The 15,293-nt window shown below is 62.5% G+C and carries 15 protein-coding genes; 8 read left to right on the top strand and 7 right to left on the bottom strand.

The window, feature by feature from the left end; all coding sequences use genetic code 11:
• Nucleotides 1-15: 15 nt before the first annotated feature.
• Genes mnhG through mbhE form a run of 7 tightly spaced genes read right to left on the bottom strand, consistent with a single transcriptional unit; the run spans nucleotide 16 to nucleotide 6,203 of the window.
• The gene (mnhG, locus tag GJR99_RS03920; protein ID WP_151109474.1) at nucleotides 16-408 is read right to left on the bottom strand and encodes a monovalent cation/H(+) antiporter subunit G; all 393 of its coding nucleotides are present in this window, start codon (nucleotides 406-408) and stop codon (nucleotides 16-18) included.
• Nucleotides 405-698, bottom strand: coding sequence for a monovalent cation/H+ antiporter complex subunit F (locus GJR99_RS03915; protein WP_151109472.1), 294 nt, complete (start codon nucleotides 696-698; stop codon nucleotides 405-407). The genes mnhG and GJR99_RS03915 overlap by 4 nt, the downstream gene beginning before the upstream one ends.
• Entirely contained in the window at nucleotides 691-1,287 is a 597-nt protein-coding gene (locus GJR99_RS03910; RefSeq protein ID WP_151109470.1) for a Na+/H+ antiporter subunit E, read from the bottom strand. The genes GJR99_RS03915 and GJR99_RS03910 overlap by 8 nt, the downstream gene beginning before the upstream one ends.
• On the bottom strand, nucleotides 1,287-2,993 hold the full coding sequence (locus GJR99_RS03905) for a complex I subunit 5 family protein (protein ID WP_151109468.1): 1,707 nt from the start codon (nucleotides 2,991-2,993) through the stop codon (nucleotides 1,287-1,289). The genes GJR99_RS03910 and GJR99_RS03905 overlap by 1 nt, the downstream gene beginning before the upstream one ends.
• Complete coding sequence (locus tag GJR99_RS03900; RefSeq protein ID WP_151109466.1) at nucleotides 2,990-3,331, bottom strand: sodium:proton antiporter; 342 nt, start codon at nucleotides 3,329-3,331, stop codon at nucleotides 2,990-2,992. The genes GJR99_RS03905 and GJR99_RS03900 overlap by 4 nt, the downstream gene beginning before the upstream one ends.
• Nucleotides 3,328-3,801 (bottom strand): MnhB domain-containing protein, encoded by a 474-nt coding sequence (locus GJR99_RS03895; RefSeq protein ID WP_151109464.1) that lies wholly within the window; start codon nucleotides 3,799-3,801, stop codon nucleotides 3,328-3,330. The genes GJR99_RS03900 and GJR99_RS03895 overlap by 4 nt, the downstream gene beginning before the upstream one ends.
• Nucleotides 3,798-6,203 (bottom strand): hydrogen gas-evolving membrane-bound hydrogenase subunit E, encoded by a 2,406-nt coding sequence (mbhE, locus tag GJR99_RS03890; protein WP_151109462.1) that lies wholly within the window; start codon nucleotides 6,201-6,203, stop codon nucleotides 3,798-3,800. The genes GJR99_RS03895 and mbhE overlap by 4 nt, the downstream gene beginning before the upstream one ends.
• A 551-nt stretch (nucleotides 6,204-6,754) precedes the next feature.
• Here mbhE and GJR99_RS03885 point away from each other — a divergent pair.
• The 8 genes from GJR99_RS03885 to GJR99_RS03850 all read left to right on the top strand — a co-directional run bounded on the left by GJR99_RS03885 (nucleotide 6,755) and on the right by GJR99_RS03850 (nucleotide 15,174).
• Nucleotides 6,755-7,096, top strand: a complete 342-nt coding sequence (locus GJR99_RS03885; protein ID WP_151109460.1) for a winged helix-turn-helix domain-containing protein — start codon at nucleotides 6,755-6,757, stop codon at nucleotides 7,094-7,096.
• A gap of 312 nt (nucleotides 7,097-7,408) precedes the next feature.
• On the top strand, nucleotides 7,409-7,810 hold the full coding sequence (locus GJR99_RS03880) for a hypothetical protein (protein ID WP_151113836.1): 402 nt from the start codon (nucleotides 7,409-7,411) through the stop codon (nucleotides 7,808-7,810).
• 175 nt (nucleotides 7,811-7,985) lie between these two features.
• The gene (hpt, locus tag GJR99_RS03875; RefSeq protein ID WP_151109458.1) at nucleotides 7,986-8,552 is read left to right on the top strand and encodes a hypoxanthine/guanine phosphoribosyltransferase; all 567 of its coding nucleotides are present in this window, start codon (nucleotides 7,986-7,988) and stop codon (nucleotides 8,550-8,552) included.
• Nucleotides 8,553-8,769: 217 nt separating this feature from the next.
• Nucleotides 8,770-10,647: an ABC transporter substrate-binding protein gene (locus GJR99_RS03870; protein ID WP_151109456.1), complete on the top strand. Its 1,878-nt coding sequence runs from the start codon at nucleotides 8,770-8,772 to the stop codon at nucleotides 10,645-10,647.
• A gap of 15 nt (nucleotides 10,648-10,662) precedes the next feature.
• Complete coding sequence (locus GJR99_RS03865) at nucleotides 10,663-11,637, top strand: ABC transporter permease (RefSeq protein WP_151109454.1); 975 nt, start codon at nucleotides 10,663-10,665, stop codon at nucleotides 11,635-11,637.
• A complete protein-coding gene (locus GJR99_RS03860; RefSeq protein WP_151109452.1) occupies nucleotides 11,637-12,794 on the top strand; it encodes an ABC transporter permease in 1,158 nt (385 codons plus the stop codon). The genes GJR99_RS03865 and GJR99_RS03860 overlap by 1 nt, the downstream gene beginning before the upstream one ends.
• Nucleotides 12,791-13,870, top strand: a complete 1,080-nt coding sequence (locus tag GJR99_RS03855) for an ABC transporter ATP-binding protein (RefSeq protein WP_151109450.1) — start codon at nucleotides 12,791-12,793, stop codon at nucleotides 13,868-13,870. Before GJR99_RS03860 ends, GJR99_RS03855 begins: the two co-directional genes overlap by 4 nt.
• The gene (locus GJR99_RS03850) at nucleotides 13,870-15,174 is read left to right on the top strand and encodes an ABC transporter ATP-binding protein (RefSeq protein WP_151109448.1); all 1,305 of its coding nucleotides are present in this window, start codon (nucleotides 13,870-13,872) and stop codon (nucleotides 15,172-15,174) included. Before GJR99_RS03855 ends, GJR99_RS03850 begins: the two co-directional genes overlap by 1 nt.
• Nucleotides 15,175-15,293 lie beyond the last annotated feature (119 nt).

The raw sequence follows: 15,293 nt of genomic DNA, 5'->3' as shown, positions 1-15,293 counted from the left end.
CGGGAGCGACGACGGTCAGTCGTCGGTTTCGCCGTCGCGTTCTCGCATCAGGTCGGTCTGTTCACCCGGCCAGTAGACGCCATCGAGGAACGGCACGCCCATCCGCTGGGCCGCCTGCGAAATCATGTGCGCGCCGGTCGGGGCGGTGAGGAACAAGAACACCACCGTCACGAGTGACATCAGTCCGTCGCCGCCGGGGAGGTAGTACACCGTCCCCGCGAGGGCGATAGACGCCGCACCGAGAGTGGTCGCCTTCGTCGTGGCGTGCATCCGGTTGTAGACGTTGGGGAACCGGAGCAGTCCGATAGTCCCGACGAGGAGGAAGAAACTCCCGACGAGCGTCAGTAGGATGACGAGGGCCGCACGGACGGGACCGACCGTCACGGCGGCCGCGCTCTCGGCGGTCATTCGATGATGTCCCCCTCCGTGACGTACTGAGCCACGGTAATCGTGCTGATGAAGCCGATGATGGCGAGGACGAGACTCACGCCGATGAAGTAGCCCTGTTGGGTCCAGATGGCGTACAGCGCGGCGATGGCGACGACGTTCGTCGCGATGGTGTCGAGTGCGACGACGCGGTCAGGCACCGTCGGCCCGCGGATGACCCGGTAACTCACGAGGAGCGTCAGGCCCGCGGCGAGGATGAGCGCGCCGTAGAGGACGGTCTCCATCGCGCCGAGGTAGGCCGGGTCAGCCATGCTGTTCACCTCCCGTGGTGGCGGTCGCGTGGTCTGTCGTTCCGACGGCCGGCGCTTGCGGTGCCGGGTCGCCAGGTTTCAGTTCTTCGTCGAAGATGACGAGCGCGTAATCTTCCCAGCGGCGGATGGGTTCGAGGATGGCCGCCGGGTCGCTCCCGTCGATACTGTGGACGTACAGTGAGTTCGTTTCGTCGTCGTAATCCATTGTCAACGTCCCCGGAGTGAGGGTGATACTGTTCGCGATGGTCGTGATGGCCATCGGGGTTCGCACGCGAAGCGGGACTTCCACGACGGCCGGGTCTATCGGCATCGACGGTGCGAGCGTCCGCCGCGCGACGTCGACGTTAGCCGTGAGGAGTTCCCACAGGAACGTCAGGAGGTACAGCAGCGCGAACGGCGCGACGCGAGCGCTCCGGGAGACGGAGGTCTCGTCGCTGTAGAAGCGTCGGAAGAAGAACGCGATTCCCATCCCGACGCCGAGTCCGATGACGAACTCTTCTGCGATTCGAATCGGTGTCAGTTCGACACCGCGGACGAACAGCCACAGGATGGCGAGTGCGAGGCCGGTGAGCGGCCAGCGCCGACTCATCAGTGACCACCTCCCGTACCCGCACCCGCTTCCATGCCGACGCCTGGGCCGTGTAAGACGGCCTCGACGTAGGCGTTGGTGTCGAGTGCGGCGTGGGCCGCCGCGTTGGCGGCCTCGAAGACCGCTTCGAAGCCGATACCGAATCCGACTGCGGCGAGCGCCAGCACGACGGCAGCAGTCACCTGTGTGGTGAGTTCGAGTCGTTCGAGTCCGTCGTCACCGCCGTCAGCCATCGGTGGGGTCGCCGAACCGAGCGTCCAGCGTGCGGGGAGCGTCGCGTCGACCATCTCGGTCGTGCGCCCCCAGAACACCTGGTTCCACGCACGCGTGTAGTACGCGATGGTGAGGATTGCGCCGGCGAGTGCGACGGCGAGGGCGAGTGCCGACCCAGTCGCACCGGCGGCGAGTGCCTCTGCGGCCGCCTGGAAGACGAGGAACTTGCCGAAGAAGCCCGAAATCGGCGGGACGCCGATGAGCGTCAGCGCGCCGAGGAAGAACGCGGCGGCGAGGACGGGCGCGCGGTTGGCGAGTCCACCGAGGTCCGAGAGGCGGTCACTGCCGACCACGTCCTGAATCGTCCCGCTCGCGAGGAAGAGCAGACTCTTCGCGAGTCCGTGGTTGAACGCGTAGACGATGGCGGCGGTCACACCGAGAACCGTCACTGCCTCCGACGGGGCCGTCGCGGCCACCGCAAGCGGCAGGACGATGAAGCCGACCTGACTGATAGACGAGTACGCGAGGATGCCGTCTACGTCGTCGCGTCCGACGGCACCGAGACCACCGAAGACGATACTCACTGCGGCCATCGCGAACATCACCGGGCCGAAGAAGCCGAGAACGGAGTCCCCGCTAATGCCGAGGAACGAGAGGTCGAGCGACGCGGCGGCGAAGATGGTGAAGTAGAGGCGGATAATCGCGTAGACGCCCACTTTCTTGACGACGCCTGCGAGCATCGCCGTCACCGGGGCCGGCGCAGCGCGGTAGGCCGCTGGCACCCAGAACTGGAAGGGAGCGAGCCCCGCTTTCAGTGCGAACACCGAGAACAACACCGCCGAGAGGCCGAGCACCGGCAGGAGTGCGATGTTGTACGCCGCCGGGTCAGCGAGACGACGGGCCAGGTCGGCCATGTTGAGCGTCCCCGTAGTACTGTAGAGACCACCGATAGCCACGAGCATCACCGCGCTCCCGATGAGGTTGAGCACGACGTAGTTGAGCGCCGCGCGGGTGTGCTCGCGCCCGGAGTAAAACAGCACGAGGATGTAGCTCGACATGAGCATCACCTCGAACCAGACGAAGAGGTTGAAGATGTCGCCCGTGAGGAACGACCCCGTCACGCCGACCATCATGAAGTGATACAGCGGATGGTAGCTGAGACGCTGGCCGAAGGCGCTGATAGACGCAATCGAGTAGACGAGTGCGACGAGCGATACGAGTCCGGCGAGCGCCAGCATGAACACCGACAGGCCGTCGGCGACGAGCGTGATTCCGAACGGCGCGGCCCAGTCGGACACCTGGTACACCAGGATGTCTGACTCGCTGCCGAGCGGAAGCACGACCGCCTCGAACAACACGGCGACTGCGCCGAGGTAGGCGACGCCACCGAGGAGACTGACCGTTCGCTGGAGTAAGTCGCTCGGGCGCACGAGCAGCGTCAGAATCGCTGTCACGAGAGCCACGAGGAGCGGTGCGATGACGAGCGTGCTCATCTGTTCCCTCCGAGTTCGTACATGTCGATAGTTCCGTGTTCCTCGTACACCCGGTAGGTCAAGACGAGGGCGAGTGCCGTCGTCCCGAATCCGATGACGATGGCGGTGAGCACCAGCGCCTGCACGATTGGGTCGGTCGGCGGTGGACCGCCGCCGCCGTGCCCCGAGAGGATGGGACCGAGTCCGTCGAACCCACCCATGGTGACGAGGTAGACGTTCGCTGACTGACTGATGATGGTGATACCCCAGACGACGCGAACGACGTCGCGCCGGAGGACGAGATACGTCCCGACGCTGAAGAGGACGCCCAAGACGCCTGCGAGGAAGACTTGTGTCATTCGTTACCAACCTCCGCGACGATAGTGAGGAGGCCCCCGACGACGGCGAAGAAGACGCCGAGGTCGAAGGCGAAGGCGCTGGCGACTTCGAGTTCGCCGTAGAGCGGGAGATGCTCCAAGAAGAGCACACCCTGCGTCAGGAACGGGAAGTCGAAGACGAGGGGGACGAGACTCGACCCGACCGCGATAGCGAGGCCGAGTGACGCCATCCAGCGATAGTTCTCGACGAGTCGGTGTCGCTCCGACCCGTCGGGGGAGATGTCGAGAATCTCCCGCTGGATGAAGTCGAGGCCGAAGATGACGTACACCAGCGCGAAGGCGACCGCCGCGAGGACGGCCCCGATGAACCCGCCGCCGGGCAGGTTGTGTCCGCGGAAGAGCAGCGCGATGGCCGTCACCAGGATGATGGGGACGACGATGCGAGCGACGGTCTGTGAGATGACCGTCGTGCGGCCCGATGGACTGGTCATTGGCTCTCACCCTGCCCTCGCATCCGAATCAGTGTCAGGATGGCCAGCGACGCCATCACGACGACCGATATCTCACCCATGGTATCGAATCCCCGGAAGTCGACGAGGATGACGTTGACGATGTTCGACCCACCACCGAAGTCGGTGAACAGCGGTCCGTGTTCCGCGGGGACGCCAGCACGGGCGATGAAGAACTCCTTCAACAGCGGGTTGGGCGACGCGTCCGTCGAGAACAGGACGGTGAGGAACACCGTCGCACCGACGGCCACAGAGAGGACGCCGTCACGGAGCGAGACGAATCGGTCGGGTGCGTCGCCGTAGAACGCCGGCAGGCGGTCCAAGACGAGCAGGAAGATGACCAACACGAGCGTCTCGACGGTGAGTTGCGTCAGCGCGAGGTCAGGTGCGTCTGCCGCGATGTAGAAGATAGCGACCATGAAGCCGACGATAGAGAGCGTCAGCACACCGGCCACGTGCGACGGCGCGATGTCGACGGCGAAGGCGGCGACCAGCGCCACCAAGAGGACGAGCACGATCGGCAGCGAGACGGAGAGCCCGTCGATAGCCGGCATCGACACGCCCGCGGCGGCGTAGCCACCGAGTGCGAGGGCGACGAAGCCAAAGAGCCCCCACGTCGCGTAGGTCCGGAGAAGACCGGTCTGAATCTTCGGCGTGACGACGACGCTGGTGTCCGTCAGGCCTTCGACGAAGTTGTCGTACCACCAGTTCGCACGAACTGGGCCACGAAGTACCGCGTTGATAGCGTCGTGGATGCGGTCGTAGAACGGGAAGGAGATGGCGCCGACGGCGATGGTGACGATACTCATCAGGACGTACGGCGTCAGTTCCGTCGGGAAGTGCACCGAAAAGGAGTGCGCTTCGCCGGGGACGACGCTTCCGTACACGTCGCCGATGAGCGCCTCGATGAAGACGTTCGGTGCGGCCGAGATAGCCAGCACGAGGACACCGAGGATGGCCGGTGGAACGAGCATCGCGACCGGTGGGCGGTGGACGTGTCCCAGTTCGTCGGGTTCGTCACCGAAGAACAGCGAGGCGAACTTGATGGAGTAGAGGAACGTGAAGACGCTCCCGAACACCGCGACGACCGGGAAGAGCCACGCGATGCCGCCCGCGTCTTTCGCGGCGTAGTAGGTCGCTTCGAACAGCAGTTCCTTGGAGTAGAACCCGTTGAACGGCGGGAGGCCTGCCATCGACAGTGACGCGACGACAGCGATTGCGCCAGTGACAGGCAAGTGTTTGCGAAGTCCACCGAGTTTCTCGATTTTTCGGGTGCCTGCTTCGTGGGCGATGATGCCTGCAACGAGGAACAGGGCCGCTTTGAAACTCGCGTGGTTCAGGATGTGGAACGCGCCGGCCTCGGCACCGTAACTGTTGGCGAAGCCGAACGCGCCGATGATGAGTCCGAGGTGCGAGGCAGTCGAGTACGCGAGTAGCTCTTTGATGTCTGTCGCGCTCACTGCGAGGATGGCCGCGACGGTCATGGTCAGCAGACCGAGCACCGCGAAGATGAGCGTCCAGTCTCCGAGAACCGCCGCCTCTTCGGGGAGGAACAGCGGCCGGAAGCGGCCGACGAGGTAGACGCCGGCTTTCACCATCGTCGCAGAGTGGAGGAACGCCGACACCGGCGTCGGTGCCTCCATCGCGTTCGGAAGCCACACGTGGAACGGAACCTGTGCGGACTTCGTCGCCGCCCCGAGTCCGACGAGGGCGAGGACGGGAACGAACAGTGCGGACGCCATCAGAACCTCACGGATGGCGTCTGCGTGTTCGACGAGCAGTGGGATACTGTAGGTCGTCCCCTCGATGGCAGTCGTCTGGCCGGACGCCCACACGAGGAGGACGAATCCGACCAGCATGAACAGCCCACCGGAGACGGTGATGAGCATCGACTTCCGGGCGGCGTACTGCGACGCCTCCTCACTGGTGTAGTGACCGATGAGGATGAACGACGAGAGACTCGTCAGTTCCCAGAAGACGAACAGCGCGACGAGGTCGCCCGCGAGCGCCACGCCGAGCATCGAACCCATGAACGCCAGCAGTGTCGCGTAGTATTTCGCCTGACCCGGCTCGCCGTGCATGTAGCCTCCTGAATAGGTGAGGATAAGCACGCCGACGCCGCTGGCGAGGAAGGCGATGAGTAACGCCAACCCGTCTACGTAGAACGCCAGCGAGATGCCGAGCGAGGGAATCCAGTCGAACGAGACGGTTCCATGCGCCCCCGCGAGGTATTGGTCCGTCACGAGGCCGAGTGTGACCAGCGCGACGGCAGCCGCGAAGTACGCCGTGCGTTCGCCCAACAGCCGATAGACGGCCGGGGTGAACGCCGCGGCGAGAAACGGCAGGAAGACGACTGCGAGGACGACTTCCGGTGTGGGTTGCACGCCGGAAATTGTGGGTAGCGCGGACTTAGGTGTTGTCAAACAAAACGGCAGTGAAGAGGGCGAACGCTCACGGTTCGGTTCTTCTTCGAACATCTTCTCGACTTCAAGATTGTATGCTGAGGGTGAAATTTATATCCTCGGACTACGAGTATACGTACTAGAGCGCGACTCGCGCGTGGGACTTCCTAGGAACAACGGTGTGCCGTAGGTTCGTCCAACAGAGTTCGTGTTCTGTGAACGACGAGTCTCGTCACTCGTGATAGAACGGTGTTCGGTTCTGTGGTAGGAAACACGTTCTCGACGGTTCACCGACGTGGTGGTACGGTGAACGCGCTACACGAGTCCGTCGCTCGTCATCTGAATCCGGCGTGGAGTAACCTCCTCGTAGTACGGGTTCTCTCACCCGACGTGTCAATGTGTCAACTTTCGGTGGTTGCAGTCACCGACGTCCCCGCTCGGCTCTCCACAGTTTCGTGACGGCCCACAAATGCGGGATGCTCTGCACGGGGGCGCAACTAATTTATACGTACATTCGGACTGACTCATCAGTAATGGATGGAAGCGTATCGAGCGGAGAACTACTCGATATTCTCGGAGATACCGAATCGAGAGTCCTTCTCGTTGCCTTATGCCGGAAGTCGCAGTCTGCGAAAGAACTGGGCGAGACGGCTGACCTATCGCTTCCAACCGTGTACCGCCGACTCGACAGATTAGTGGAGTTCGACCTCGTCACTTCGGCGACAGAAGTCCGGGCCGACGGGACTCATTATCGACAGTACGAATGTACGTTCGACGAGACGACCGTCTCGTTGTCCCCCGAAGGATTCCACGTGGAGCTCTCGGTGGACGACGACACGGTCTTGCCTGGACGCACTCCCTCGACCGACGATTAGCGGCGTCACGACGCGTCGACGACGACGCCGACTCCAACCTGACCCGCTTCGCAGCGTCTTCTGAACGCATTCGTCGACGTCGGACCGTTCCAATCTCGAGTCGCGTCACGGAGTGAGAAACGTCAGTGAGCGATACTCTAAATCGGCCAACAGATTTATCTATCTGATTTTTCAGCCACAGAAACTCCGCCTCCACATTTATAATATCGACTGACAATCTCGAATTCATGACTGTTCCAGACGCGCGCTCCGGGCAGGGAGACGCGCAGCGTCAGGGCAGAGGGTGGAAGCATGATAATTGACCCAGCACGGATGGTATCCGTCAACGGACCCGGTCCGAATAGCGACGTCGCGATGGAAGCGATTCGGGAGACGGCAGAGGGGGCCGTCTCACTGGTCGCCGTCTACGGCGCGACGGCGTTCGACCTCTTTCACGTCGGTGAGGCGGTCAGGAAGTCGTTCGGAAGCCGCGACGAACTCGTCGCACAACTGGGTACGCTCGCAGAAGAGACACGAAGGGAGTTCATGGAACGTGGGTTGTTCTCTGGGATGAGCCCGGTCAAAAACAGTGTCGAGTTCCGATTCGAGAAAAGCGAGGACTACGGCATCCTGCAGGTGTACTGCGGCGGCCGTGGCATGCTGCTCTTCGTCGATACCGACGAGCCAGTCGAACCACTCGTTCGCACGGCCTCGAAACTTCTCGGCGGAATGTAACCGAACTCGGGGGGTCGTCCCCGAGAACTGTTCGATTGCCGACTGGCGAGACGGGGAGGTGAGTGTCTCGTCTGTCCACCGAACTGCGTGTGGGTCGCTACCGTCCATCGTGTGTTCGCGTACCCGACGCACCGCGAACCGCCACATTTTATGCCTAACCCAGGGAACGAGCGACATGGACCAGTTGCGTCAGTCCCTTCTCGACGCCCCAATCATCGAAAAAGGCGATTACCAGTACTTCGTCCACCCGATTAGCGACGGTGTCCCGATGCTGAAACCGGGACTCCTCCGCGAAATCGTCATCAAGATCATCCGCAAGGCGGACCTCGAAGACGTCGACAAGATCGTCACCCCGGCCGCGATGGGCATCCACATCTCGACCGCCGTCTCGCTCATGACGGACATCCCGCTCGTCGTCATCCGAAAGCGCGAGTACGGCCTCGACGGTGAGGTTTCGCTCCACCAGCAGACTGGCTACTCCGAGGGCGACATGTTCATCAACGACGTCAACGAGGGCGACCGCGTCCTCGTCCTCGACGACGTGCTCTCGACCGGTGGCACGATGAAAGCCGTCCTCGACGCCCTCGACCACATCGGTGCAGACGTCGTCGACACCGTCGCCATCATCAAGAAGGCCGGCCCGAACGAACTCGACGACTCCGAACACCACGTCAAGACGCTCATCAACGTGACCGTCGAAGACGGCGAAGTCGTCATCGTCGACGAACACGGCGACGACTGAACCTCGACGAACACGGCGACGACTAAACTCGGTCACTCTGCCCGCGTCGGCAACGTGGCACACGAGTCGGACCGACGATTCACACCTCGTGGTGACAAACCACGGTTTTCCACACTTCTTCCGACCTGAACAGTGACGACGGTGGTCTGAGCACCGCGAATAATGTCAACTGTTATATAATCGAAGAATATTTGCATTACTGAATTACATTCCTTTCATGGCATTCGATAACAATGTCCAACTAGACAGACGGTCTCTGTTGCGGACACTCGGGGCTGGTGGCATCGCGGGCATCGCAGGCTGTACCGAGGGAGGAAGCGACGATACGTCGACGACGTCTACAGATGGTGGTGGCGACAGTGATGGAACCGAGTCGACCGAGACGCAGACGACAGACCTCGGTGACACGCTTGTCGGACCCGACGGTGAACAGGTCTCGCTCAGTATGGTGTACAGCACAGGAAGTGAGACGACGAAGACCATCGCGCAGTTCGTCCAACAGGAGTACGGAAAGCTAGGCGTCGGCGTCGAGTTGACAGGCGTTCCGTTCAACACGATGCTGTCGAAGTACGCCCAGAACACGTACACGCCGGACGATGGCGAAGAACGGACCTCGTTCAACGCCGGGCCACGCGACGAGGCGACGAGTCAAGAACAGTGGGACCTGATGCTCGGTATCGGGTTCAACTCGTATCCGCGGACTCCGACCGCGATTCGGCCGTTCTGGACCAGCGAGGAGAAACGACAACAGTCGACGGTCAACTTCTACGGCTACCGGCCGAGCGAAGACATCGCTGGAATGTTGGATACGGCCTCGAAGGAGACCGACGACGCGAGACGACAGGCGATTCTCGCAAACGTCTTCGGAGTGCTCAGTCACGACCAACCGGTCAACTTCTACGAGTTCTCTGTCGACCTCAACGGGTTCCAGAACGATATCCAGGGAATCGACCCCGGTCCGAGTATCGGATACAACTACCAGCAGTACTTCCGTGGTGACTCTGGCGGTTCGCCGTCGGTGACAGGGGCGTACAGTGCCGGTGCCGGGACAGACGCGAAGACGCTCAACCCAATCCGCATCAACGACACGTCCTCGGCCAACCGTCTCGGACTGACGCTCGACGGTGCGTACTCACTCGACAACGAGAACAACGTCGTCCCACTGTGGGTCGAATCTATCGACACCGACGACAAGCAGAACTACGAGTTCACCCTCCGTGACGACCTCCAGTGGGGCGCAGGCTACGGCCAGATGACCGCCGACGACTGGGTGTACTTCATCGAGGAGGTCCACCAAGCCCCCGAAAACTGGGCAGGAGACGTGAACCAGTCCGATTGGTTCCACGGCGAAGACCCTATCCCAGTCGAGAAGACGGGGACGCTGAGTTTCGAGGTGCAACTGCCCGAAGTCGACCCCGCGTTCGTGATGAAACCGGTCATGTGGGGTGCGTACTGTCTGCCGAAAGGCCTCGTCGAACAGTACCGCGACGTGGAAGACGGCGGCAACAAACTCAATCAGTCGAAGGCAATCCAGGAGATAACCTACTCCGGAAACCTCGGCCCGTACACCTTCGAGCGCTGGGACCGCGAATCGGTGTTCGTGGCGAAGCGCAACGAGAACTACTATCTGCGCGACGTGGAGGGGTACGACGGAACGCCGTACTTCGAGGAGTACAAGTATCAGGTGTTCGGCGAGGAGTCGACGCGACTGTCGGCGTTCGAGACGGGCGAGGTCAGCGCGACGGGCATCCCGTCGTCGAAGGCTTCGAAGTTCGAAGAGCTCGAGTCGACGAAAGTCATCCAGACGCCGAACGCGTTCTGTTCGATTCTCGCGTACAACCAGCGTGCCAACGGGTGGGACCAACTACGCACCCGAGAAGTCCGATACGCACTCTCGATGGGCGTGAACAAGACGACCATCGTCGAGAACATCGACCGCGGGTACGCCGAAGTCGCCCACACCCACCAACCCGAGTTCTCCGAGTGGTTCGACGACTCGAAGGTCGAAACGACCGGCGTCGGCGAGAACTACGGCGCGGCGATTGCCAAGCAGATGCTGGCCGACAACCTGTCGAGTGACTACGGATTCGAGTAACTCTGGAGGGCAGCGATGAGTATGCACTGGTACGTCGCTCGCCGCGTCGCGTGGGCCGTCGTGGCGACGTACCTCATCTTGACGATTACCTTCGGCCTCCTCGCCGTCGCACCGGGCGATGGTCAGACAGCCTTCGCCTTCGAGGCCGCAACCGAGGGCGGAGACGTCGACGAGGCCCGTGAGACGTTCGACGAGATAACCGGCCGTGACGAACCGTTGCTCACGCGGTATACGAACTACATGGTGAACATGGCGACGCTCAACTGGGGGTGGTCGTTCACGCGCAACCAGTCCGTCATGGATGCGTTGGCGGCGGCGTACCCCTACTCGCTGATGTACGCCGTCCCGGCCACGTTCATCTCCATCGTCTTCGGCTACGCCATCGGCCTCTACTCGGCGACACACCAGTACACACTGACGGACTATCTCGGGACGTTCACTGCCTTCTTCGGCATCAGCGTCCCGAACTTCTGGTTCGGAATCATGCTCATCTTGGTGTTCGCCGTCGACTTGGGGTGGTTGCCCAGTTACTACCAGACGGGCAGAGGCGTCTGGACGCTGGCGAACGCCAAACAGCTCGTCTTACCCGTCGTCGTCCTCTCGACGGGGGCCATCGCCGGAAACATGCGATACTCGCGGGCCGAGGCACTGGAGTACGTCCACGCCGACTTCGTCAAGACGGCACGAGCGAAAGGAGCGGACGACTGGCGCGTTCTCGTCAGGCACATCTTCAGACCGGCGCTCGTCCCGCTGATGACCATCCTCGTGGCCGACATCCTCGGCCTGCTCTTCGCTGGGGCGTACATCACAGAGGTGGTCTTCCAGATTCCAGGGCTCGGGTTGTTGAGTTACAAAGCGATCATCCAACAGGACACCGCACTCGTCATGGCGACGACGCTCGTCCCGGTGTTTATCGCCATCGTCGGGAATCTCGTCCAGGACATCGCCTACACGGTGTTGGACCCCCGAATCGACTACGGTGACCGCTGATGGCACCCGATACGCAATCCGACACGGGCGCCACCGAACGATTCGAAGACGTCGAGTGGGACGAACTCGGCGGACTCGGCTTCCCCCGCCGAACACAGGCCCTCGTCGTGGCCACAGTGGCCTACGCCGCTGCCGTCGCCTACGACCTGTTCGTGACCGACGACGCGGTTCTCTCGGGGACGAACTGGCTGTTCGTCCTCACGCTGCTCGTCGGCGCGTTCTTCGTCGCGTGGCCACTGGCCGAGAACCGACGGTTGACGGCGTACTACTGGCGACGATTCAAGCGAAATCGGGCGGCCGTTGTGAGCGCCGCCTATCTCGTGGTCGTGTTCGTCGTCGGGACGCTCGGCCCGTTGGTGCTGACCGAACCCGAGTTGAACATCCTCGCGGCGTATCAACCACCGGTGTACCTATCGGTCGACTCGGCCGTTCCCACGACCTGTGTCGGACAGACTGCAGACGGGTTGTGCCACGGAACGTGGCAGTACCCACTCGGGACGACGAGTGACGGAAAGGGAATCGCCAAACTGGTCGTCTTCGGGATGCGCGTGAGCATGCAGGTCGGACTGGTGACGATGCTCATCGTCGTCAGTATCGGAACGGCCGTCGGCACTTCGGCGGCGTACTTCTCTGGACTCGTGGACGAACTGTTGATGCGATACGTCGATATCCAGCAGACGTTCCCGACGTTCTTCTTGTTCCTCATCGTGACCTACCTGTTCAAACCGAGTCTCTTCTTGCTCATCACGATATTCGGCTTCCTCGGGTGGGGCGGTATCGCCAGACTGGTCCGGTCTGAAGCGCTCCAGCGCCGAGAAGAGTCGTACATCCGTGCCGCCGAGAACGCTGGCGCGTCGGACGGGTGGATAATTCGCCGACACCTGATGCCGAACGTGTCGAACACCGTCATCACGGCCGCGACGCTCCTCATCCCGTCGTTCATCCTCTTCGAGGCCACGTTCGCGTTCCTCGGGTTGACCGACCCGGCGACGCCATCGTGGGGGCAGGTCATCGCGTCCGGTCGGGGCGACCTCGACGGCGCGTGGTGGATTGCGACCATCCCCGGTGTGTTCTTGTTCTTCACCGTCTTGGCGTTCAACTTCGTCGGCGACGCGTTGCGAGACGCGCTCGACCCACGGTCGGAGGGAGACGCATGACCGACCCCCTCCTCTCGATTCGTGAGTTGCGGGTCCGGTTCGACACCGACGAAGGCGTCGTTCAGGCAGTCGATGGCGTGTCGTTCGACGTCGAACGCGGCGAGACAGTGTGTGTCGTCGGCGAATCGGGGTCGGGCAAGACTGTCGCCTGTGAGTCCGTCACGAGGCTCATCCCGATGCCGCCCGGTGAGATTGCCGGCGGGGAGATTCTGTTCGACGGAGAGGACCTCACCGAAGCCTCTGAGAAGCGACTCGAATCGATTCGTGGCGGGCGAATCGCACACGTCTTCCAGAACCCACAGAGCGCACTCAACCCCGTCTACCCAATCGGTGCGCAAATCGTCGAAGCGATTCGCCTCCACCGAGACGTCTCGAAACAGGCGGCACGTGACCGCGCAATCGACCTGCTCGACCGCGTCGGAATCCCGGAGGCGACCGCCCGAGTCGACGACTACCCACACGAGTTCTCCGGCGGCATGAAACAGCGTGTCGTCATCGCGATGGCGTTGGCCGCCGACCCGGACCTCCTCGTCGCCGACGAACCCACGACGGCGCTCGACGTGACGATTCAAGCGCAGATTCTCAGACTGCTCCGCGACCTGCAAGCCGAGTTCGGGATGAGCATCGTCTTCGTCACCCACGACCTGGGCGTCGTGGCCGAAATCGCCGACCGCGTCGTGGTCATGTACGCGGGGAGAGTGATGGAGACGGGGTCGGTCCACGACGTGTTCGACCGACCGTCTCATCCGTACACCAAAGCACTCCTCGACTGCCTCCCCGGACAAGGCCAGTCGATGAGACCGATTGGTGGGACGCTCCCCGACCTGAAACAACCGCCTGCTGGCTGTCGGTTCCACCCACGTTGTCCACACGCGACGGCCGACTGCCGGACGGGGACTCACCCTGAACTACTGCCTGTCGGTTCGGGCCACGACGCTGCCTGTGTGTACTACGGACCGGGGTACGACTCGACAGTGATTCGAGGAGAGTCCGTTTCAGAGTCCCGAGCGGCAGATGGTGGAGACGCCGTGGCCGACTCCGATTCTGACCACGATACGACCGGAGGTGATTGCTGATGCCCTCTGACCCACTGCTGTCGGTTCGAGACCTGAAGAAGCACTACCCGATTACACAGGGTGTGCTCAAGAAGGAGGTCGGCCGGGTGAAAGCGGTCGATGGCATCTCGTTCGACGTCACTCCGGGAGAGACACTCGGAATCGTCGGTGAGTCCGGGTGTGGGAAGTCGACGGCCGCGGCGTCGCTTCTGCGGTTAGAAGACCCGACAGGTGGAGCGGTCGTCTTCGACGGCGACGACATCACCGACTACGACGACGCCGGTCTGAAGCGATTCCGTCGGCGGGCGCAGATGATGTTTCAGGACCCGTCGTCGAGTTTCGACCCGCGAATGAGCGTCGGAGAATCGGTCGCAGAGCCGCTGGCCATCCACGGCATGCGGGACCGCCGTCGTCGCCGCCGAATCGTCGAAAACCTCCTGGAGCGCGTCGGCCTGTCGGCGTCCGACTTCGACCGCTATCCACACGAGTTCTCCGGCGGGCAAAAACAGCGCATCGCGCTCGCGCGAGCGCTCGTCCTCAACCCGGACCTCGTCGTCGCAGACGAACCCGTCTCGGCGCTAGACGTGTCCATCCAGGCGGAGATTATCTCGCTGATGCGTGGGTTACAGGCCGAGTTCGGCCTCGCAATCGTGTTCATCAGTCACGACCTCAGTGTCGTCAGAGAGGTGTGCGACCGGGTGGCCGTGATGTATCTGGGCGAAATCGTCGAGATAGCCGAGACAGAGACGCTGTTCGACGACCCACAACACCCCTACACACGAGCGCTCATCTCGTCGATTCCGACGCCAGACCCCGCTCGTCGGGACGAACGCGTCGAACTCTCTGGCGACGTTCCCAGTCCGTCGAATCCACCGTCTGGCTGTCGGTTCCACACCCGCTGTCCGGAGGTCATCCCACCCGAACAGTTCGACCTCGAACAGCGCGAGTGGCGCCACGTCCTCGACCTGCGATTGCGCATCGACAAGGGAATCGACGTCGACGACGTTCGGGCGTTCCTCGTCGCAGAAGACGTCGCAGACGCTCCGGAGGCCGTCCCAGACGCCGCCGTCGAGAGAGAACTTCGACGCGAGTTCGACGTCCCTGACGCGCTCTCGGACCGCGCTGCCGAAGAGACGCTCTCCAGCGGACTTTCGGCCCTCGTCGCTGGCGACCTCGAACAGGCACGGCGTACACTGGACGAAGCGTTCACGACTGTCTGTGAACGCGAGCATCCCGAACTGGAACGGACAGCAAGCGGGTCGGAACCGGCGTGTCACCTCGCTACCGAGAGTGTTGCAATCGACCCACCGGCGAACCACGACTGACCGCACCGAGTGGGCACCGCAGGTTTCGAAACCGTCGAACCCGTCGCCCCCAACCGCGAACCCGTCGCCCTCAACCGAGAACCCACATCGGGTTTCCGCCTCCATGGGGCCTATTTAGG

Origin of the sequence: Haloferax marinum, from assembly GCF_009674625.1 — an archaeon.
Lineage (GTDB): Archaea > Halobacteriota > Halobacteria > Halobacteriales > Haloferacaceae > Haloferax > Haloferax marinum.
This window is presented reverse-complemented; position numbering and strand designations above follow the sequence as displayed.

Bases quoted from the DNA above. Each gene is read 5' to 3' on its own strand.
- mnhG (WP_151109474.1), bottom strand. From the start codon at position 408: ATGACCGCCGAGAGCGCGGCCGCCGTGACGGTCGGTCCCGTCCGTGCG.
- GJR99_RS03915 (WP_151109472.1), bottom strand. From the start codon at position 698: ATGGCTGACCCGGCCTACCTCGGCGCGATGGAGACCGTCCTCTACGGC.
- GJR99_RS03910 (WP_151109470.1), bottom strand. From the start codon at position 1,287: ATGAGTCGGCGCTGGCCGCTCACCGGCCTCGCACTCGCCATCCTGTGG.
- GJR99_RS03905 (WP_151109468.1), bottom strand. From the start codon at position 2,993: ATGAGCACGCTCGTCATCGCACCGCTCCTCGTGGCTCTCGTGACAGCG.
- GJR99_RS03900 (WP_151109466.1), bottom strand. From the start codon at position 3,331: ATGACACAAGTCTTCCTCGCAGGCGTCTTGGGCGTCCTCTTCAGCGTC.
- GJR99_RS03895 (WP_151109464.1), bottom strand. From the start codon at position 3,801: ATGACCAGTCCATCGGGCCGCACGACGGTCATCTCACAGACCGTCGCT.
- GJR99_RS03885 (WP_151109460.1), top strand. From the start codon at position 6,755: ATGGATGGAAGCGTATCGAGCGGAGAACTACTCGATATTCTCGGAGAT.
- GJR99_RS03880 (WP_151113836.1), top strand. From the start codon at position 7,409: ATGGTATCCGTCAACGGACCCGGTCCGAATAGCGACGTCGCGATGGAA.
- hpt (WP_151109458.1), top strand. From the start codon at position 7,986: ATGGACCAGTTGCGTCAGTCCCTTCTCGACGCCCCAATCATCGAAAAA.
- GJR99_RS03870 (WP_151109456.1), top strand. From the start codon at position 8,770: ATGGCATTCGATAACAATGTCCAACTAGACAGACGGTCTCTGTTGCGG.
- GJR99_RS03865 (WP_151109454.1), top strand. From the start codon at position 10,663: ATGAGTATGCACTGGTACGTCGCTCGCCGCGTCGCGTGGGCCGTCGTG.
- GJR99_RS03860 (WP_151109452.1), top strand. From the start codon at position 11,637: ATGGCACCCGATACGCAATCCGACACGGGCGCCACCGAACGATTCGAA.
- GJR99_RS03855 (WP_151109450.1), top strand. From the start codon at position 12,791: ATGACCGACCCCCTCCTCTCGATTCGTGAGTTGCGGGTCCGGTTCGAC.
- GJR99_RS03850 (WP_151109448.1), top strand. From the start codon at position 13,870: ATGCCCTCTGACCCACTGCTGTCGGTTCGAGACCTGAAGAAGCACTAC.